We start from the raw sequence: 18,906 nt of genomic DNA, 5'->3' as shown, positions 1-18,906 counted from the left end.
TGATCACACCATTCCCGCCGGGGCCGGGTGCTTCAGCGACACCTGCACCGCGGTCACCTTGTACTCGGGGCAGTTGGTCGCCCAGTCGGAGTTCTCCGTGGTGACGACGTTCGCGCCGGTCACCGGGTGGTGGAACGTCGTGTAGACGACCCCGACCGGCATCCGGTCGTCGATCTTGACCCGGAGGCCGGTCTCCCCGACCCGGCTGGTCAGCGCGACGGTGTCGCCGTCGCGGATGCCGCGTACCTCGGCGTCGTGCGGGTGCATCTCCAGCATGTCCTCGGGATGCCAGGCGGTGTTGCCGGTACGCCGGGTCTGGGCGCCCACGTTGTACTGCGACAGGATGCGCCCGGTCGTCAGGATCAGCGGGAACCTGCGGGTGCTGCGTTCCTGGGTCGCCACGTAGTCGGTGAGCACGAACCGGCCCTTGCCGCGGACGAACCCGTCGATGTGCATGATCGGGGTGCCCTCGGGCGCCGCGTCGTCGCACGGCCACTGGACGCTGCCGACCTCGTCGAGCTTGGCGAACGACACCCCCGCGAAGGTGGGCGTGGTCATCGCGATCTCGTCCATGATCTGGGCGGAGTCGTCGTACTTCATCGGGTAGCCCATCGCCTGCGCGATCTCGCAGACGATCTCCCACTCGTGCTTGCCGGTCTTCGGCGCCATCACCGGGCGGACCCGGTTGATCCGGCGCTCGGCGTTGGTGAAGGTGCCGTTCTTCTCCAGGAACGAGGTGCCCGGCAGGAAGATGTGCGCGAACTTCGAGGTCTCGTTGAGGAACAGGTCCTGCACGACCACCAGCTCCATCGCCGACAGGGCGGCGGTGACGTGCTTGGTGTTCGGGTCGGACTGGGCGATGTCCTCGCCCTGCACGAACAGGCCCATGAACGTGCCGTCGATCGCGGCGTCGAACATGTTGGGGATGCGCAGGCCCGGCTCGGGGTCCAGCACCCGGCCCCACAGCGTCTCGAACGTGCCGCGTACCACATCGTCGGAGACATGCCGGTAACCGGGCAGTTCGTGCGGGAACGAGCCCATGTCGCAGGAGCCCTGCACGTTGTTCTGGCCGCGCAGCGGGTTGACCCCGACGCCCTCGCGGCCGATGTTGCCGGTGGCCATGGCCAGGTTGGCCATGCCCATCACCATGGTGGAGCCCTGGCTGTGCTCGGTGACGCCGAGGCCGTACATGATGGTGGCGTTGCGCGCGCTCGCGTACAGGCGGGTCGCGGCCCGCACCTCGGCGGCGGGGATGCCGGTGATCGGCTCGACCGCCTCAGGGCTGTGTTCGGGGGCTGCGATGAAGCGCTCCCATTCGGCGAAGTCCTCGCAGCGCTCGGCGACGAACTCGCGGTCCACCAGGCCCTCGGTCACCACCACGTGGCTCATGGCGTTGATCAGCGCCACGTTGGTGCCCGGCTGCACCTGGAGGTGGTGCTCGGCCTGGATGTGCGGGGAGCGGACCAGGTCGATCCGGCGCGGGTCGGCGACGATGAGCTTGGCGCCCTGGCGCAGCCGGCGCTTGATCCGCGAGGCGAACACCGGGTGGGCGTCGGTCGGGTTCGCCCCGATGATCAGGATGACGTCGGCCTGCTCCACGGACTTGAAGTCCTGGGTGCCGGCCGACGTGCCGTACGTCTGCTTGAGTCCGTAGCCGGTCGGCGAGTGGCAGACGCGGGCGCAGGTGTCGACGTTGTTGTTGCCGAACGCGGCGCGGACCATCTTCTGGACGACGTACACCTCCTCGTTGGTGCACCGGGAGGAACTGATGCCGCCGATCGCGCCGGCGCCGTGCCTGGCCTGGATCTCCAGCATGCGGGCGGCGACGTGGCCGATGGCCTCCTCCCACTCCACCTCGCGCCAGGGGTCGGTGATCCGCTCGCGCACCATCGGCTTGAGCTGCCGGTCGGGGTGGGAGGCGTAGCCGAAGGCGAAGCGGCCCTTGACGCACGAGTGTCCCTCGTTGGCCTTGCCGTCCTTGTACGGCACCATGCGCACGACCTCGTCACCACGCAACTCGGCCTTGAACGAGCAGCCCACGCCGCAGTAGGCACAGGTGGTGAGCACGGTGCGGTTCGGCATGCCGAGCTCGACCACCGACCGCTCCTGCAGCGTGGAGGTCGGGCACGCCTGTACGCAGGCACCGCAGGAGACACAGTCGGACTCCATGAACGTGCCGCCGGCCCCGGCCGCGACCTTCGACTCGAACCCGCGCCCCTCGATGGTCAGGGCAAACGTGCCCTGCACCTCGCCGCAGGCACGCACGCAGCGCGAGCAGGCGATGCACTTGCTGGCGTCGAAGTCGAAGTAGGGGTTGGTGCTGTCGGTCGGCAGGTCGAGGTGGTTCTCGCCGTCGAAGCCGTAGCGGACCTCCCGCAGGCCGACCTGCCCGGCCACGTCCTGCAGCTCGCAGTCGCCGTTCGCGGGACAGGTCAGGCAGTCGAGCGGGTGGTCGGAGATGTACAGCTCCATGACGCCGCGGCGCAGCTCGGCCAGCTCCGGCGTCTGGGTGCGTACCTTCATCCCGTCGGCCACCGGGGTGGTGCACGACGCCGGAGAGCCCTTGCGGCCGTCGATGTCGACCAGGCACATGCGGCACGAGCCGAAGGGCTCCAGGCTGTCGGTCGCGCACAGTTTCGGGATGTCGATGCCGCACTCGGCCGCGGCGCGCATCACCGAGGTCCCCTCAGGGACCAGTACCCGCTTGCCGTCGATCTCCACGGACACCGTCGCCTCGCCCGAGCGCGCCGGAGTGCCGTAGTCCTGCTCCTTGATCAGGCTCATCGCCGTTCCTCCGTCGTCGCTCCGAAGTCGCCGGGGAAGTGGTTGAGTGCGCTCTGTACCGGCATCGGCGTCAGGCCGCCCATCGCGCAGAGGGAACCCTCGGTCATCAGGTGGCACAGGTCGTCGAGCAGCTTCAGGTTGCGGCCTCTCTCCTGCCCCGCGACGATGCGGTCGATGACCTCGACGCCGCGCACCGCGCCGATCCGGCACGGGGTGCACTTGCCGCACGACTCGGCGGCGCAGAACTCCATGGCGAACCTGGCCTGCGCCGCCATGTCCACGGTGTCGTCGAACACCACCACGCCGCCGTGGCCGACCATCGCGTCCGCCGCCGCGAACGCCTCGTAGTCCATGGGCAGGTCGAACCTGGACGTCGGCAGGTACGCGCCGAGCGGCCCGCCGACCTGCACGGCCCGTACCGGCCGGCCCGACCGGGTGCCGCCGCCGTACCCCTCCACCAGCTCGCCGAGGGTGATGCCGAAGGCGGTCTCCACGATGCCGCCGCGGGCGACGTTCCCGCCGAGCTGGAAGACCTGGGTGCCGCGCGAGCGGCCCACCCCGAGCTCGGCGAAGGCCTCCGCGCCAGCGGCCATGATCATCGGCACCGAGCCCAGGGTGAGCACGTTGTTGACCACGGTGGGCTTGCCGAACAGGCCCTCCAGGGCCGGGATCGGCGGCTTGGCGCGGACCATGCCGCGCTTGCCCTCCAGGCTCTCCAGCATGGAGGTCTCCTCGCCGCAGATGTACGCCCCGCCGCCCACCCGGACGAACAGGTCGAAACTGAAGTCGCGGCCGAGGACCCGCTTGCCGAGCCAGCCCCGCTCGTAGGCGGCGTCGATCGCCGTACGCAGCGTCGCCACCGCGTCGGGGTATTCCGAGCGGATGTAGATGTAGCCCTCACTCGCCTCGACCGCCCAGGCGGCGATGGCCATCCCCTCGATCAGGGTGAACGGGTCGCCCTCCATCAGCATCCGGTCGGCGAAGGTGCCGCTGTCGCCCTCGTCGGCGTTGCAGCAGACGAACTTGAGCTCCGACGCGGCGCCGAGCACGGTCTTCCACTTGATGCCCGCCGGGAAGCCCGCGCCGCCGCGCCCGCGCAGCCCGGAGTCGGTGACCTCGGCCACCACCTGCTCAGGGGTGAGGGACAGCGCGCGGGTCAGCCCGGCGAGCCCGCCGTGGGCCACGTAGTCGTCGGGGGAGAGCGGGTCCACCACGCCGACCCGTGCGAACGTCACGCGCGTCTGCTCGCGCAGCCACGGGATCTCCTCGATCGGGCCGAGGCGCAGCCGGTGCTCGGCGCCGTCCAGCAGTCCCGCCGCGAGCAGGTCGTCCACGTCGTCGGGACGCACCGGCCCGTACGCCACCCGCCCGGCCGGCGTCGCCACCTCGACCAGCGGTTCGAGCCACAACATGCCACGGGAGCCGTTGCGCACGACCCGGACCCCGGGCCCTGCCGCCGCGGCGATGCGCTCGGCGACCTCGTCGGCGCCGACGGAACGGGCGGCCGAGTCGCGCGGGACGTACACGGTCATCGGCTCGCTCTTCACGCGGCGCCCTCCAGGAGACGATCGAGCTGCCGCGCCCCTACCCGGCCGTAGAGCCGGTCGCCGACCTGGACGGACGGGCCGAGCGCGCAGTTGCCGAGGCAGAAGACCTGCTCCAGCGTGATCGCGCCGTCCGGCGTGGTCTCCCCGAGTCCGACGCCGGTCCGGCTCTTCGCCCGCTCGACCAGCTCGTCCCCGCCCACCGCCTGGCACGCCTCCGCCCGGCAGATCCGGACCTTCGTCCGGCCGGGCGGCGTCTGCCGGAAGTCGTGATAAAAGGTGACGACGCCGTGTACGTCGGCTCTTGAGAGATTCAACTCGTCAGCCAGGATCGGGATGGCCGCCGGATCGATGTGGCCCAGCTCTTCCATGAGGCTGTGCAGGATGGGCAGCAGAGCGCCCCGGTCGTCACGGTGCCGCGCGACGACCGAGCGCACGTGATCTTCAAGAGGCTGCGCCGGATCTTCAACGGACCGCGCCGACGACGACGTCATGACCAGCCTTTCGGTCGGGGGGATCTCTTTGCACGGTCAGGCATCCGAAGCTCGGGCGTCCAATCGTTTCTTTCTCTCAGCCGATAGACGGCTTCTATCAGTGCGGGTCGGCAGCTTGCTGTTCGCGGCCGGTCGGCGCCGGTCCACAACGGCGGCGGCGCGGTGCTTGATCGGCCGCCGGAAAGCGGTATCTCATGGCCGGGTGTTCGCATGTCGCGAGCAGGAGGGACGATGGTCAGATGAGGAAGCCGCGGATCTCTCGCGACACGGCCGGCCGCCCACCGGCCCGCGCCGCCAGGACAGCGCTGTGAAGGTGCGCCCGGGTCCGACGACCCCGATCCGCATCAGGCAGCTGTCCGGCTCGACGACCAGGGACCGCCGCGACGACCTGGCCACGGAGGAGCCGCTGGAGATCCGCATGTCCGCCGCCGACGGCTCGCGCCGTACGGCGGCCATCACCATGCGGACGCCCGGGCACGACTTCGAGCTGGCGGCCGGGTTCATGAGCGGGGAGGGCCTGGCGGGGCCGGGGGACATCGCCGCGATCGCGTACTGCACCGACGACGACCTCCCGCCCGAGGCCCGCTACAACACGGTGACCGTGCACCTGAGGGGCCCCATCCCCGACCTGCCCGCGCTCGACCGGCACTTCCTCACCTCCAGCGCGTGCGGCGTCTGTGGCTCGGCCAGCCTGGAGGCGCTGCACGACCGCTGCCGCCCCCTCCCCAGGGGGGAGTTGACGCTCACCGCCGAGCTGCTGTACGGGCTGCCCGAGGCGTTGCGCGGCGTGCAGAGCGGGTTCGGCAAGACGGGTGGCCTGCACGCGGCCGGGCTGTTCTCGGCCTCGGGGACGCTCGTGGCGGCGCGCGAGGACGTCGGCCGGCACAACGCCGTGGACAAACTGATCGGCTGGGCGGCGATGAGCGGCCGGCTGCCGCTGAGCGACCACGTGCTCATGGTCAGCGGCAGGGCCAGTTACGAGATCATGCAGAAGGCCCTGTCGGCGGGCATCCCGGCGGTGTGCGCGGTGTCGGCGCCGTCGTCGCTGGCGGTCGACCTGGCCAGGGAGTTCGGCATCACGCTGGTGGGCTTCCTGCGCGGCGAGCGCTGCAACGTCTACGCGGGCGGGGAGCGGGTCGCCGGCTAGGGTCCCGTGTCTATGTCAGGTGCTGGGCGGCGAGCCGGTCGAACACCTCACGCAGGTCGAGGTCGCGGGCGACGTCCAGCACGGCCTTGGCGATCACCGGCTCCTGGCCCGTACGGGCCAGCACGAGACCGACGCGCGGCTCGCGGGCGGGCCGCTCCAGCCGGACGACCCGCATCCCCTCGGGCACGCCGAACATGTGCAGCCACGCGTACGAGATGACGCTCGACCAGCGATGGGTGGCCACGTGCGCGAACAACGCCGAGACGGTGTCGGTCTCGATCGCCGGAACCGCCACCGCGCCGGCGTGCCGGAAGTTGGCGTCCAGGATGCGGCGGTTGCGCATCTCGGGAGCCAGCAGGCACAGCGGCAGCGCGGCCACCTCGGCCCAGCGGGCCACCTGCCGGTCGGCCAGCTCGCCGTCGGCCGGGGTGAGCAGCAGGTAACGCTCCTGGTAGAGCGGGCTGACGTGCACCTCGCCGAAGTCCTCCTCGTCGTCGTCGAGGTACGTCATCGCCATGTCGATCTCGAACTCGGCCAGCCTGCGGGCGATCTCCCGTGACGACAACGAGGTCAGCAGCACGCGTACGTGCGGATAACGCTCGCAGAACGGTGTGGTCAGCAGCGACGCGGCGGTCAGCGCGGTCGGGATCGCGCCCATGCGCAGCGTGCCGGACAGGCTGTCGCGCATCTCCGACAGGTCCTGGCGCAGGCCGTCGGCGTCGGCGAGCATGCGGTGCGCCCACAGCAGCACCCGCTCGCCCTCAGGGGTGAGCCCCGCGAACCGCTGACCGCGCCGGACCAGCGGTACGCCCAGCTCGCGTTCCAGCTTACGGATGGCCGCCGACAACGACGGCTGGGAGACGTGGCAGGCCGCGGCGGCCCGGGCGAAATGCCGCTCCCTGGCCAGGACCACCAGGTACTCCAACTGGCGCAACAGCACGCTAAAGGATCGCTTATGCGCCCGCGCCGCGTCCATCCCCGGGAAGAACGGGATGAGCTGCGGCCGATCACTCGGTCGTGAGGCCCGCGTCGTTGAGCCGCTTCATCAGGCTGGGCTTGCCCTGGTGCCGTTCGCGCAGGTGGGCGAGGCGCTGGGCGAAGACGCCGGCGTGCTCGTCGCGGATGGCCAGGATGCGCAGGTCACGCAGGATTTGCACGGCCTGGTCGTATTCGCGGGGCTTCTTCGTGCCGATGGAGGTCTCCACCCGGTCCCAGGCCGCTTCGAGGTCCTGGGCGAGCCGGTTCAGGTGGAGTTCTTGGGCTTTGCGCCGTTCCTCTTCCTGCCGCTCCTGCTCCTCGGTACGCCGGGCCGTCTCCTGCCGTTCACGGGCGTGGCGGCGGGCGGCGGCGTTGTCCAGCAGCTCGGCGACCGTCCGCGCCGTCTCCGGCTCCTGGTCGGTGAGTCCGCCGTCGAACTCGCGCAGCAGCTCCCACCGGACCTTCGCGCTGTCCTCCTCGACCACCCGTAACAGCAGCGCGTCCTTGCGTTTGCCGGGCAGAGCGCCGATCCAGGCGGCCAGCGCCTTGCGATCCAGCGGTACGGACCGCGCCGCCCGGCTGGCCTCGGCGGCCGCCGCGAGCAGGTCGTCGTCCAGGCGCAGGAAGCCGGCCAGGGCCCGCTGCGGTGCGCTGAGCGAGCCCAGCCCCGGCGGGACGGGCGGCTCCAGGACGTCCTCGTCCTCGTAGTCGAAGGCGTCCTCGTCGCGTTCCCAGCTCCCGTACGCCGACAACCAGGCCAGATAGAGCGGCCGCAGGTCACCGGCGGCCAGCTCGGCGCGGATGCCGGCGATCGCCGCGAGCGAGCGTTCGGCGTCGTCCTCCCCGTCCTCCTCCTCCGCCTCGCTGGTGAGGTCGAGGATGAGGTGATCGCCACTGGTCCAGGCGTTCACCTGCTCGCCCACGCAGTACGGCTCGGCCTGCTTGAGGGTGAGCACGGCCTTGGGCAGCCGCAGCATGACCCGGTGGGTGCCCCAGCCGGCCAGGTAGAGGTGGGCGTCGTAGTAGCGCTCCATCATGGCCGACGGGTCGCCGCCGAAGTCGCCCCAGTGGTACTCGTTGGTGAAGGAGGTGGCGGTGATGTGGGCCCGGGTGGACAGAGCGCGCACCTCGGCCTGCTGCCTACTGCTGAGCGGCCGGTCGATCGCCAGGAACTCGTAGTACTGGTATTCGCTCATGTTCTCGTACGTTCGTGCCCGATCAGCTCATCCAGATGATCGTCAAGGGGCCGGCGAGTCACAGCAGCACCCTACCCCCGGTGATCACTTTCCGGCAGCGGGAGTCACGGTTGTTCCGTTTTCGCCCGTCTTAGACGCCGCCGACGTCCGCGATGAACTCGCGCAGCGGCCGGTCGTTCGCGTCCATCGTGGGGCTTTTCCTTCCTCACGGGAGCACTGCACGGGAGCACTGCCCCGCACTCTCCCACCAAGATCAGACAGTTTCCGCCCGCCGTCGATCACGCGGGCTCGCAGACGCAGAGCTGAATCGGCGCGTCCCCGGCGAACGGCCGCCCGGACCAGTCGCCGAAGCGCTCGACGAGCCGCAGGCCGCCGAGCGACAGGAGCAGGGGCAGCTCCTGCGGGAAGATGCTCCTGATCTCCAGCGGTGTGACGACGAAGTCGGGCTCGGCATCGGTCGACAGGTGCCAGGTCCCCCGGGTGACCTGCGCGGACGCGTCGTAGGTGTCGGCGACGTCGACGGTGACGGCGCCCCGCTCAGGATCCACGAACGACTCCCGGGCACGCCGTACGCCATCGGCCGCGGCGAGCAGGTGTACGTTCGGATTGAACACGTCGAAGACGAACCGTGCCCCAGGCGCCAGATGCCTCCGGACCGACCGGAAGCAGCTCACCAGATCGTCGGCCTCGTGCAGATGCAGCAGCGAATTGGCGGCGATGAACACGAAGTCGTAGGTGCGGCCCAGATCGAAGGCGCGCATGTCGCCCCACCTCCATTCCACCGCCACACCGCGCTCGTCCGCCTTGCGTCGCGCCTCGGCCAGCATCTCCGGCGAGAGGTCCAGGCCGGCGCACGGATGCCCGTCGGACGCGATGGGGATCAGCTTGTTCCCGGTGCCGCACCCGAGCTCCAGCACGCGCCCGCCCTGCCGATCGGCCTCGGCCCGGTAGAAGCCGACCGCCGGGCCGCCACCCGGGAACATCAGGTCGTACAGCCTCGCGTGCGAGTAGAACGCTTCACCCATCAAGCGCCTCCCCCTCTTCGACGGATCCGCGACCTGTCACGGCGGTCCGTCGATTCAATCGGGTACGCCACGGCCACGCCAACAGCTTTAGCGCGTGCGGGCCGCTCCAGGCGGCTCGGCGGATGCTCAACAGCTTTAGACCTACATCTCCGGACCTGAGATCCGTAGGAAAGATCGCCACCCTAGCCGTGGCAGCCGCGTTCGCCTCCGGCGTCCTGGTCTCACCGGCGCACGCCGCCAACGCCACCGAGAGCACCGTCAGCGCCGCCACCACGTCCTCGGCCGCTCTGCGGCCCCGCGTCGTCAAGGCGAAGTGGGCGGTGAAGGTGCACAAGCGCAAGAGCCTCAGCTCCGGTCACCGGGCTCCAACCGGCCGGTGACCGGTTCGCCGCCGGGCAGCGCGTCCTCCTCGTACAGCCTGATCAGCGGTCATGCGGCGAGCAGGTCGAGCGGCCCGCCGGCCAGCACCAGGGCGAACGCCGCCCAACGGAACACGTGCAGCGGCCGGCTGCGATGCAGGAGCACGCCGAGGAGTGTCTCGGCCGCGCCCATCAGCGCCCACCACGCCGCCTTGGCGAGCAGCGCGCTCCGGAACGCCTTCACGTACCCGCGCCGATCGCCGGGCACGTGCTCCGTCACGAACGCGTCGATCCGCGCCTGGATGTGATCGCTCTGCGCTGAGCACAGATCGTCGTGTTCGCCGTCGCATGCGTGGACGCGGGACAGCTCCGCGATGACGCTGCGATGGAAGGCCCGGTACTCCTCAAGCGAGCAGCCCAGCGCGCGCGGGACGTGCTCCGGAGGGCTGTGCACAGCCGTGTGACGGTCGCCGCGCCGGCCGGTCATCCCCCACTGGTCGTAGGAGACGCCTGGTGAGATGGACGTGAGGTGTCCCCGCATGCTCGTGGAAAGGCCGGCCACGCCGGCTTGCGACCACCTGAGCCGGGCCTGGGAGAGGGCGTCCGCGGCGCGGTCCTTCAGCCCGCTGCCCCGCTCCCGCAGCTTGTCCGGGTCGAGGAGATCCAGAACGACGGACAGCGCGGCGAAGTACAACATGGCCTTCCCGACGCGGCCCCACACCAGCATGGGCCACCCCCACACCACCATGCCCGTGGTCGGACGGCCGTCGAACCAGGCGGCGACGACCTCGAACAGCTCGTGCACCGGCTACTCCTTCGCGCCGTACGCGGGGCGTCTTCGGCAGGCCGACGCCCACATATGTCCGATTCGGCCCACCGCAGTTTCATATGGTCGCGATCGGTCGCGAGCCACATCCTGCGCCGGGCGGTGTCGAGGACAGGTTGAGCATCCGTTGAGGAGAGCGGGCGGCCTTCTGTGCTTACTGACGCGACGCGCTCGCGCGTTCCAGCAGTTCAAGGGTGGCCTCCCACAGGCGCCGCTCCCGGTCGCGGTCGTGGGCGACCGGCCGCACCTCGGCCGGCCTGGTCTTCACCACGAACGCGCCATCGCGCAGGTGCGCCCACCTGTCGTCGAGGGCCATCGCGGCCAGCAGCGGCCCCGATCGTCGTGGCGTCGACACGCCCGGTACGCGGCCCAGGGCGCGGCTCATCGCCTGAACCATCTCGGGGGCGCCACGGCCCAGCGCGGTGCCGGGCATCCAGCCCGGTTCGAACACCGACACGTTGATCCCGGCGCCGGCGCGACGCTGCAGCTCATGGGCGTAGTACAGGATCGCCAGCTTGGCGTTGGAGTAGGCGACGCCGGACGCGGCCATCCCGGGGGCCCGCTCACCGACGGCGGGCCGGGCGAGCTCGACGGGATCGGCCCACCTGGCCTCGGCCACGCCCAGCAGCTTGCGCCAGAAATTGGCGTGATAGGTGTTCGAACCGAGCAGCACGACCCGCGCCGGGGCGGTGAACGATCCGAGCAGGTCGCCGATGAGCTGGGCGTGGGCGAGGTAGTTGACGGCGAACGTCAGCTCGTAGCCGTCGGGGGAGGCCCGCCGGGTGTCGGCCGACATGATGCCGGCGTTGGCGACCAGCGCGCGCAGCGGCCGTACGGTGCCGGCGGCGAGCAGGGAGCGCACGGTGGCCGCGGCGGCACGAACGTCGGCCAGCCGCGACAGGTCGCAGCCGATCTCGCGGACGTCGGCGCCGCGCGCGCGGGTCTCGTCGGCGACCGCCGTCAGATCCCGCCCGGCGCGGCCGATCAGCAGCAGGTCCGCCCGCCGCCCGTCCGGGCGGCCGGCCATGGCCAGCGCGGCGTGACGTCCCAGGTTGCGGGTCGGGCCGGTGATCAGAACGGTTCCGGGTTCGGTCATGGCCCCAGCCTGCGGGACCGGTCCGTCCGCAACCAGTCGTCCGGTTTTCGTAGGAATGCCAGGGCCAGGACAACCCGTACGAACTTCCGCAGAATGGAGAGCGTGGAAGCCTGGGAGTTCGGCCCGACGGTGCGCCGCTGGCGCGACCGGGTGGCGCCCGAGGCCGTCGGCGTGCAGGCGAGCCGCCGGCGCCGGGCCACCGGGTTGCGCCGCGAGGAACTGGCCGCGCTCGCCGGCATCTCGGCCGACTACCTGACCCGCCTCGAACAGGGGCGCGCGTCCGCGCCGTCGGCGCAGGTCGTGGAGTCGCTGGCCCGGGCACTGCGCTTGTCCGACACCGAACGCGATCTGCTCTACCGGCTGGCCGGGCAGACCCCGCCCGGCCCGGACATCGTGCCGTCGCGGGTCGCCCCGAGCGTGCAACGCCTGCTCGACCGCCTGTCACACACCCCGGTCGTCGTGTACGACGCCGGCTGGACACTCGTGCTGGCCAACGCACCCTACGAGGCGCTCATGGGCGAGACGGCCACCTGGCGCGGCCTGGAACGCAACGCCGTCTGGCGCAACGTCGCCCGCCTGCCCTCGCGGGTCGTGCACACTCCGCAGGAGCAGGCCGAGCACGAAGCCCGGCTCGTGGCCGACCTGCGCCTGACGGTCTCGCGCTACCCCGCCGACCGCACCCTGCGCCGCCTGATCACCGACCTGGCCGCCGGCAGCCCCCGCTTCACCGAACTCTGGGACGCCGAGGCACCGCCACCCCTGGCCGACCCGTCCCGGAAGAAGACGATCGACCACCCGGCGGTCGGCCCGATCACCCTCGACTGCGACACGCTGTTCGTCGCGCTGGACGACCTGCGCATCACCGTCTACACCGCCGAGCCCGGCACCGAGGACGCCGACCGGCTGGCCCTCGCCATCGTCCTGGGCACCCAGTCGCTTCAGCTCTGATTCCGGGCGGCGAGCCGCCACGGCGTCCACCCGCTCGTACGCCCACGCGCGACGCCTCCCACCACGACCATTCCCACATCCGTCCGGCGGCGATCTTATGATCCGCTAACATCCATAAACCTATAGTGCTAGGAAGCTAGGTAAATGGAGATGGGCCGATGATCGAGTTCTACCTGGACGACAGATCGGGAGTTTCGCCGTACCAGCAGCTGGTCCGGCAAGTACGCCACGCGCTCCGGCTCGGCCTGCTGCGCGAGGGTGACCAGTTGCCGACCGTCAAGGAGGTGGTCGCGCACCTGGCGATCAACGCCAACACCGTTCTGAAGGCCTACCGGGAGCTTGAGCACGAGGGCCTGGTCGCGGCGCGGCCAGGGGTGGGGACGTTCGTGACGGCGACGCTCACCGGCACCTCGCTGGCCGAGCACGGCCCGCTGCGGCTGGAGTTGCGGCGCTGGCTGGCCAAGGCCCGCCGGGCCGGCCTCGACGAGGAGAGCATCGAGGCCCTGTTCATGACCACCTTCCGGACCGCCTCTCAGGAGGACATAGCGTGACTTCCGTCCTGCAAGCCCAGGGCCTGGGCAGGAGATACGGCAAACGCTGGGCGCTGCGCGAGTGCACCCTCGACATCCCCGCCGGACACGTCGTCGGGCTGGTGGGCCCGAACGGGGCCGGCAAGTCCACGCTGCTGAAACTGGCCTGCGGCCAGCTCGAACCGACGGCGGGCGGCATCACGGTGCTCGGCGGCCGGCCGGCGGGTACGCCCGCGCAGCTGGCCAGGGTCGGGTTCGTCGCCCAGGACACCCCCGTCTACGCCGGGCTGAGCGTCGCCGACCATCTGCGGCTGGGGGCGCGGCTCAACCCCCGCTGGGACGAGGCCATGGCTCGCGATCGCATCGCGCGGCTCGGTCTCGCTACCGCCCACAAGGCGGGAAGGCTGTCGGGCGGCGAGCGCGCCCAGCTCGCCCTCACCCTGGGCCTGGCCAAGCGGCCCGAGTTACTGATCCTGGACGAACCGGTCGCCTCGCTCGACCCGCTGGCCCGCCGGGAGTTCCTGCAGCATCTGATGGAGGCCACCGTCGAGCACGAGTTCAGCGTCGTGCTCTCCTCGCACCTGGTCTCCGACCTGGAACGCATCTGCGACTACCTGATCGTGCTGGTGGACTCGCGGGTGCAGGTCACCGGTGAGGTCGACGAGCTGCTGGACACCCACCACCGGCTCGTCGGCCCCCGCCGCGACCCCGACCGGCTGCCCGCCGACCAGCGGGTGATCTCGGCAAGCCACACCGAGCGGCAGAGCACGTACGTGATCCGTACCGACGCTCCGATCCACGACCCCGCCTGGACGGTCAGCCGGCTCAGCCTGGAGGACCTCGTCCTGGCCTACATGGACAGGCGCACCGCCGGCAGCCCGCGCGTCGCCCTGGAGGTGCGGCGATGATCTGGCTGACCTGGCGCCAGCTGCGCGGTTCGGCCGCGATGCTGGCCGCCCTGCTCGTCGTCCTCGCCGTCGTCCTGGCTCTGACCGGCCCTGGCCTGGTCTCCGACTACTCCTCCGGACTCGCCGCCTGCACCCAGGACGACACCTGCCTGCGTTTCTACGACCGCTTCTTCGGCGAGCACGACATGCCCTTCATGGCGGCCAGCCTCGTCGTGCTGCTCCTGCCCGCCGTCGTCGGGCTGTTCTGGGGAGCTCCGCTGATCGCCCGCGAGCTGGAGGCCGGCACGCACCTGCTGGTGTGGAACCAGAGCATCACCCGCACCCGCTGGCTGGCGGTCAAGCTCGGGTTCATCGGCCTGGTGGCCATGGCCGCCGCCGGGCTGGCCGGCCTCGCGGTGACCTGGTGGTCCGATCCGCTGGACAGGTCGGCCCCGGACGATCTGGCCCTGATGGCTCCGCTGGTGTTCGGCGCGCGCGGCATCGCCCCGATGGGGTACGCGGCCTTCGCGTTCGTCCTCGGCGTGACCGTGGGCATGCTGGTGCGCCGCACCCTGCCCGCCATGGCCCTCACCCTGGCGGTCTTCGCCGCGATCCAGCTCGCCATGCCGCTGCTGGTCCGGCCCCACCTGATGACCCCGGTCACCTCCACGTTCGAGCTCAGCCAGGCGAACGTGGACGGCGTCGGCATAGATCGTGATCAAGGTGGACAAATAGATATTCGCCTGAATGCGGCTGTTCCCGGGCACGCAGGCGCCTGGGTCCTGTCCAGCCGGCTCGTCGATCGGTCCGGACGTACGATGCCCGGCCCCGAGCCCGAAGCCGGAGTCGTCCGGATCTCGACGACGTCGGGACCCTGCGCACCGTCAGGAGCATCGGCCATGGGCACGTGCATGGCCGAGGTCAACCGGCTCGGCTACCGGCAGCAGGCGACCTACCAGCCCTTGGAGCGCTTCTGGCCGTTCCAGTGGATCGAGACGGGGATCTACGCCCTGCTCACCCTCGGCCTGACCTGGTTGTCCTTCTGGTGGCTCCGCAGGCGCCTGTCATGACCAGGAGAGCCGTGACGGCCGGGCTGGCCCTGCTGCTGGCGGCGGGCTGCTCGGCGCCCACGCCGCCGCGCGGCCAGGCGAGCACGGCGGCCAGTACGGCCTGCCCCGCGCCGCAGGGATCCCCCGGGCCGGAGACGCCCACCACGATCGACGTGATCGAGCAGGCGTACTTCTGCATCCTCGGCGCCTACTACAGCGGCGCCACCCTGGACGCCCGCGCGCTGCTGAACGCCGGCTTCGCCGCCCTGGTCCAGGAGCTCAACCGCGGCGGGCGCGACCTGCCGGAAGCCACCATGCCGGCGTTGACCGGTGACCGCGAAGCCGACTGGACCGCCTTCGAGACCGCCTTCCGCAACGTCACCGACCAAGTGCCCGGCCTGCGCGACAAGCTGGCGGTCGTCACCCTTGAGGCCATCGTGGCCGCCCTCGGCGACAACCACGCCCGCTGGACGCACGGCAACCGGCGGCCGCCCGGCTACTACGACGGCGACGGCTACGGCCTGGGGCTCGAAGCGAACGTCACCCCCGGCGCCCCGGGCGTCGCCGTGCCCCCGCTGTTCGTCACCGCCGTACAGGGCGGCGCGGCACGGGCCGCCGGGCTGCGTCCGGGCGACGTCGTCGAATCGATCGACGGATCGGCACCCTTCGTCGACGGGAAGGCCGGCCCCGTCATCGCCGGCCTGTATCCGGAGTATCCGCGGACACGGCCGGTGCGGCTGCGGCTGCTGCGGCCGAGCACCGGCCGCCGCTGGAGCGTGACGCTCAAGCCCGGCCTGTTCCAGCGGGACCTGGCCGCCCTGCAAGTGGTGCGCTCCGAGCTGCTGGACGACGACATCGCCTATGTACGGCTGCGCGGATTCGCCCCCGACTCCGCGGACCGGGTCCTGCGGGCGATCGCCCGGCTGCGCAAGGGCCGTACGCTGTCCGGCGTCGTGCTGGACCTGCGCGGCAACGGCGGCGGCAGCCCCACGGAGGCGACCAGGCTGGTGAGCGCGTTCGCCCACGGCAAGGTCACCGCCCACCTGTGCACGCCGGACGACACGTGCGAGGCCCTGCGCACCGACGACACCGTCGAGCTGGTCGGCCTGCCGCTGGCCGTGCTCACCGACCGCGGCTGTGCCTCGGCCTGCGAGCACTTCAGCTCCGCGATCAAGGATCTGCGGGCCGGCCTGCTGATCGGCACCAGGACCGCCGGCGTGATCTCCGGGCCGGCGCGGCCGTACCAGCTTGGCGACAACACCACGCTGAGCTTCCCCAGCAAGCACCATCTGGGGCCAGGCCGCGAGGTGATCGACCGGATCGGCGTGGCCCCCGACCACCACGTCGTCCTGTCTCAGGAAGACGCGGCCACCGGACGCGACCCCGCCCTGGCCAAGGCCCTGACCCTGCTGCACCAGTGAAGGGACTCCCGATGAGACACCTCCTGGCCGTCGCCGCGGGACTGGCCGTCCTCACCACCTCCGCGTGCTCCGCGCCCCCGCCGCCTCGCGCCGCCGCTTCGCCGACCATCCCGACCGGCCCCGCCACCCTGCCCGCCCCCGTCGGCCCCCACCCGGTCGGCACCACCGTCCTCCAGCTGAAGGACACCTCCCGCCCCGACCCCTGGAACCTCGACGCCGACGCCAGAGAGCTCAAGGTCACCCTGTGGTACCCGGCCGAGCGGAAGGACGGGCCGCGGGCGCCGTACATGACGAAGAAGGAGTCGGAGCTCCTGCTGCGCGGCAAGCGGATCCCGGGCGTGCCCGCCGACACCCTGAGCAAGACCCGGACGAACGCCGTCCAGAACGCCGAACCCACGGGGCGGAAACTTCCGCTGGTGGTGCTCTCTCCCGGCTTCACCAACCCCGTGAGCACGCTCACCTCCCTGGCCGAGGACCTGGCCGGCCGGGGCTACGTGGTGGCCGGGATCGACCACGCCTACGAGAGTCACGCCACGACCCTGACCGGCGGGCGGGTCGCCGAGTGCCTCGCCTGCGACAGCGACAGCGACCCTGGCTTCGGTACGGGGGCGGTCGCGGGCCGGGCGGCCGACGTCTCCTTCGTCCTCGATCAACTGCCCGCGAAGTGGGATGGTTCCTCCCGGATCGACCGGTCCAGGATCGCCATGGTGGGCCAGTCGCTGGGCGGGGCGAGCGCTTTGGCGGCCATGGCGAAAGACTCCCGGGTGCGGGCCGGCATCGACATGGACGGCACCACCTACGCCCGGATCCCCAAGGGCGGGCTCTCCCGGCCGTTCATGTTCCTGGGCTCGGAGAAGCACGTACCAGGAGGCCCCGACACCTCGTGGGAACGCGACTGGAAGCTGCTGACCGGGTGGAAGCGCTGGATCGTGCTGACGGGCGCGGAACACCAGTCCTTCACCGACGCCCCGCTGCTGGCGGACGTCCTCGGGATCAAGCCCGCGTACGGCGTGCTGCCCGCGGCCCGCGCCGCCGAGCTCACCCGCACCTACGTGGCGGCCTTCCTCGACCAGCACCTGAAGTCTCAGCCCCAGCCGCTCCTGGACAAGCCGTCATCGCGCTACCCCGAGGCCAAACTCTGCCCCGCGGCCTGCGATCGACCCTGAGCCCAGGCCCCCGACGCGTTCGCGAAGTCAGCCCGGGCGGGTGCCCGGCAGGATTTCCACGCGGATGTCGTCTTCTTCCTTGACGACGACGGTGCGGCCGTTGCCGGCGGACCATTCGGCGAGGGTGACGGCGGGGATCAGGTAGTAGGTGTCGCCGCGCGCGAGCAGCAGGCGCAGGCCCTTGTAGCGGTACTTGTATCCGCCTTCGCCGAAGGGCTCGCGGTCGACGTTGGGGACCCTGAGGGCCAGGGTGTCCGCGGTGTAGAGGGCGACCTGGGGCCGGTCGTCGAGGCCTTCTATGAGGGCGCGGGCCGAGCGGGTGCCCCGGTCGGCGGCGTACAAGGCCGCCGTCCACAGCAGGCAGAAGACGGCGATGGTGGCGGCCACGGCGAAGGCGATGTGGCCCAGCGGGGTGCCGCGTGCGGGCCAGGTGAGCAGCAACGGCCCGACGATGACCAGCGCCAGCAGCAGATAGGTGTTGACGGTCAGCAGGTGTAGCGAGATGAGGACCAGGCCCAAGGCGGCCGCCGTCAGGGCGGCGCCCACGCGAGCAGGGTCGCCCAGCAGGCGCGCGAGGCGGTGCGCACCGGCCACGGTGGCGAAGGCGCGCAGCCGGGCGGGAAGCCGCGGCCGCAGGACGGCACGCCGGCCGGCCGCGGTCAGCAGCAGCGGCAGGGCCGTCACCCAGGGCAGGAACGCCGGGGAGAACAGGTTGAGCCCGTACAGCGCGTACTCGTCCGGACGGTAGTTCAGGTCCGTCGGCTTGAGGAAGAACGGCCGCAGATAACCGTCCAAGTAGGCCCAGCCCATGTAGATCAGGGCGGCCCCGGAGGTGGCGAGCAGCAGAGTGATCAGCGCTACCATGTCGAGCGGCCGGGGCGGCTCCGGCCTGGACCGTTCGCCGGGACTGAGGTCGTGCGCGGACGCTTCGGTCGTCATGGCGACGTGGTCGCCTGCGCCACCGGCTCGGACACGGTCACCTCCCGTGCCGGATCGGACATGATCACCTGCGGTGCCGGCTCGGACATGGTCACCTCTGGTGCCGGCTCGGGCTCGCGCACCGAGGGGGACGGCGAGTTGGCCGGCGGTGACGTCGACGGCAGCGGCACCGTGATCGTGGGCTCGGGAACGCGCGATCGCTTGACCGATGGGCACGGGACGCTGACCGGGTCCCCGCCACCGCTCAGGCACGGGGGCGGCGTGCGACCCGGAGTGTGATCGGGGGTGCGGACCTGCTTGGACCGCTCGGGACGTGCAGGGCTGGTCTCGTCGCTGGGGGATGAGGAGGCGGTCACCGTGTCCGTGGTGGACGGGGATGCGGCATCGCCGCATCCGGCGGCTCCGGCGAGCACTGCTAACACGCCTGCCGTCATGACGATGCCTGCCCGCGACAGCCCCACGCGCACTTCCTCGCCTACTGGATCGCCTCCGCTCACGGTGCAGACGTTACGACAGG

At 71.2% G+C, this 18,906-nt stretch carries 18 protein-coding genes; 8 read left to right on the top strand and 10 right to left on the bottom strand.

Going from position 1 to position 18,906, the window contains the following annotated elements; genetic code table 11:
* Positions 1-3: 3 nt before the first annotated feature.
* The 3 genes from fdhF to ABFX54_RS25295 are packed head-to-tail and all read right to left on the bottom strand — an operon-like array spanning position 4 to position 4,765.
* Positions 4-2,784, bottom strand: a complete 2,781-nt coding sequence (gene fdhF / locus ABFX54_RS25305) for a formate dehydrogenase subunit alpha (protein ID WP_346108651.1) — start codon at positions 2,782-2,784, stop codon at positions 4-6.
* Positions 2,781-4,331, bottom strand: a complete 1,551-nt coding sequence (locus tag ABFX54_RS25300) for a formate dehydrogenase beta subunit (protein ID WP_346108649.1) — start codon at positions 4,329-4,331, stop codon at positions 2,781-2,783. Before ABFX54_RS25300 ends, fdhF begins: the two co-directional genes overlap by 4 nt.
* On the bottom strand, positions 4,328-4,765 hold the full coding sequence (locus ABFX54_RS25295; protein WP_346108647.1) for an NAD(P)H-dependent oxidoreductase subunit E: 438 nt from the start codon (positions 4,763-4,765) through the stop codon (positions 4,328-4,330). Before ABFX54_RS25295 ends, ABFX54_RS25300 begins: the two co-directional genes overlap by 4 nt.
* A 364-nt stretch (positions 4,766-5,129) precedes the next feature.
* Here ABFX54_RS25295 and fdhD point away from each other — a divergent pair, with 364 nt between their 5' ends.
* Positions 5,130-5,969: a formate dehydrogenase accessory sulfurtransferase FdhD gene (gene fdhD / locus ABFX54_RS25290; protein ID WP_346108645.1), complete on the top strand. Its 840-nt coding sequence runs from the start codon at positions 5,130-5,132 to the stop codon at positions 5,967-5,969.
* Between the two features lie 10 nt (positions 5,970-5,979).
* Here the strand turns inward: fdhD and ABFX54_RS25285 are convergent, their stop codons facing one another.
* The 3 genes from ABFX54_RS25285 to ABFX54_RS25275 all read right to left on the bottom strand — a co-directional run bounded on the left by ABFX54_RS25285 (position 5,980) and on the right by ABFX54_RS25275 (position 9,168).
* Positions 5,980-6,909 (bottom strand): LysR family transcriptional regulator, encoded by a 930-nt coding sequence (locus ABFX54_RS25285; RefSeq protein ID WP_428834563.1) that lies wholly within the window; start codon positions 6,907-6,909, stop codon positions 5,980-5,982.
* A 67-nt stretch (positions 6,910-6,976) separates the two neighbouring features.
* A complete protein-coding gene (locus tag ABFX54_RS25280) occupies positions 6,977-8,143 on the bottom strand; it encodes a hypothetical protein (RefSeq protein ID WP_346108641.1) in 1,167 nt (388 codons plus the stop codon).
* A 278-nt stretch (positions 8,144-8,421) separates the two neighbouring features.
* Entirely contained in the window at positions 8,422-9,168 is a 747-nt protein-coding gene (locus tag ABFX54_RS25275) for a class I SAM-dependent methyltransferase (RefSeq protein ID WP_346108639.1), read from the bottom strand.
* 188 nt (positions 9,169-9,356) lie between these two features.
* Here ABFX54_RS25275 and ABFX54_RS25270 point away from each other — a divergent pair, with 188 nt between their 5' ends.
* Complete coding sequence (locus ABFX54_RS25270) at positions 9,357-9,548, top strand: hypothetical protein (RefSeq protein WP_346108637.1); 192 nt, start codon at positions 9,357-9,359, stop codon at positions 9,546-9,548.
* A 49-nt stretch (positions 9,549-9,597) separates the two neighbouring features.
* Here ABFX54_RS25270 and ABFX54_RS25265 read toward each other — a convergent pair whose 3' ends face one another.
* Together ABFX54_RS25265 and ABFX54_RS25260 are read right to left on the bottom strand one after the other, a co-directional pair.
* Positions 9,598-10,332: a hypothetical protein gene (locus ABFX54_RS25265; RefSeq protein ID WP_346108636.1), complete on the bottom strand. Its 735-nt coding sequence runs from the start codon at positions 10,330-10,332 to the stop codon at positions 9,598-9,600.
* 175 nt (positions 10,333-10,507) lie between these two features.
* A complete protein-coding gene (locus ABFX54_RS25260; protein WP_346108634.1) occupies positions 10,508-11,449 on the bottom strand; it encodes an SDR family NAD(P)-dependent oxidoreductase in 942 nt (313 codons plus the stop codon).
* Between the two features lie 102 nt (positions 11,450-11,551).
* On the opposite strand from ABFX54_RS25260, the gene ABFX54_RS25255 reads away from it, so the two are divergent.
* From ABFX54_RS25255 to ABFX54_RS25230, 6 genes are all read left to right on the top strand, one after another.
* Complete coding sequence (locus ABFX54_RS25255; protein WP_346108632.1) at positions 11,552-12,397, top strand: helix-turn-helix transcriptional regulator; 846 nt, start codon at positions 11,552-11,554, stop codon at positions 12,395-12,397.
* 158 nt (positions 12,398-12,555) lie between these two features.
* On the top strand, positions 12,556-12,948 hold the full coding sequence (locus ABFX54_RS25250) for a GntR family transcriptional regulator (RefSeq protein ID WP_346108630.1): 393 nt from the start codon (positions 12,556-12,558) through the stop codon (positions 12,946-12,948).
* Positions 12,945-13,835, top strand: a complete 891-nt coding sequence (locus ABFX54_RS25245) for an ABC transporter ATP-binding protein (RefSeq protein WP_346108629.1) — start codon at positions 12,945-12,947, stop codon at positions 13,833-13,835. The genes ABFX54_RS25250 and ABFX54_RS25245 overlap by 4 nt, the downstream gene beginning before the upstream one ends.
* Positions 13,832-14,884: an ABC transporter permease gene (locus ABFX54_RS25240; RefSeq protein ID WP_346108628.1), complete on the top strand. Its 1,053-nt coding sequence runs from the start codon at positions 13,832-13,834 to the stop codon at positions 14,882-14,884. The genes ABFX54_RS25245 and ABFX54_RS25240 overlap by 4 nt, the downstream gene beginning before the upstream one ends.
* Positions 14,881-16,284: a S41 family peptidase gene (locus ABFX54_RS25235; protein WP_346108626.1), complete on the top strand. Its 1,404-nt coding sequence runs from the start codon at positions 14,881-14,883 to the stop codon at positions 16,282-16,284. The genes ABFX54_RS25240 and ABFX54_RS25235 overlap by 4 nt, the downstream gene beginning before the upstream one ends.
* Positions 16,285-16,295: 11 nt before the next feature.
* Positions 16,296-17,450 carry an alpha/beta hydrolase family protein gene (locus tag ABFX54_RS25230; RefSeq protein WP_346108625.1) on the top strand — a complete coding sequence of 385 codons (1,155 nt, stop codon included), beginning with the start codon at positions 16,296-16,298 and terminating at the stop codon, positions 17,448-17,450.
* Between the two features lie 27 nt (positions 17,451-17,477).
* On the opposite strand, the gene ABFX54_RS25225 is transcribed toward ABFX54_RS25230, so the two are convergent.
* Positions 17,478-18,389: a hypothetical protein gene (locus ABFX54_RS25225; protein ID WP_346108623.1), complete on the bottom strand. Its 912-nt coding sequence runs from the start codon at positions 18,387-18,389 to the stop codon at positions 17,478-17,480.
* On the bottom strand, positions 18,386-18,811 hold the full coding sequence (locus ABFX54_RS25220; RefSeq protein WP_346108622.1) for a hypothetical protein: 426 nt from the start codon (positions 18,809-18,811) through the stop codon (positions 18,386-18,388). Before ABFX54_RS25220 ends, ABFX54_RS25225 begins: the two co-directional genes overlap by 4 nt.
* Positions 18,812-18,906 lie beyond the last annotated feature (95 nt).

Source organism: Nonomuraea maheshkhaliensis (genome assembly GCF_039529435.1).
Lineage (GTDB): Bacteria > Actinomycetota > Actinomycetes > Streptosporangiales > Streptosporangiaceae > Nonomuraea > Nonomuraea maheshkhaliensis.
The sequence above is the reverse complement of the archived record's forward strand: the minus strand, read 5'-3'. Positions and strand labels throughout refer to the sequence as shown.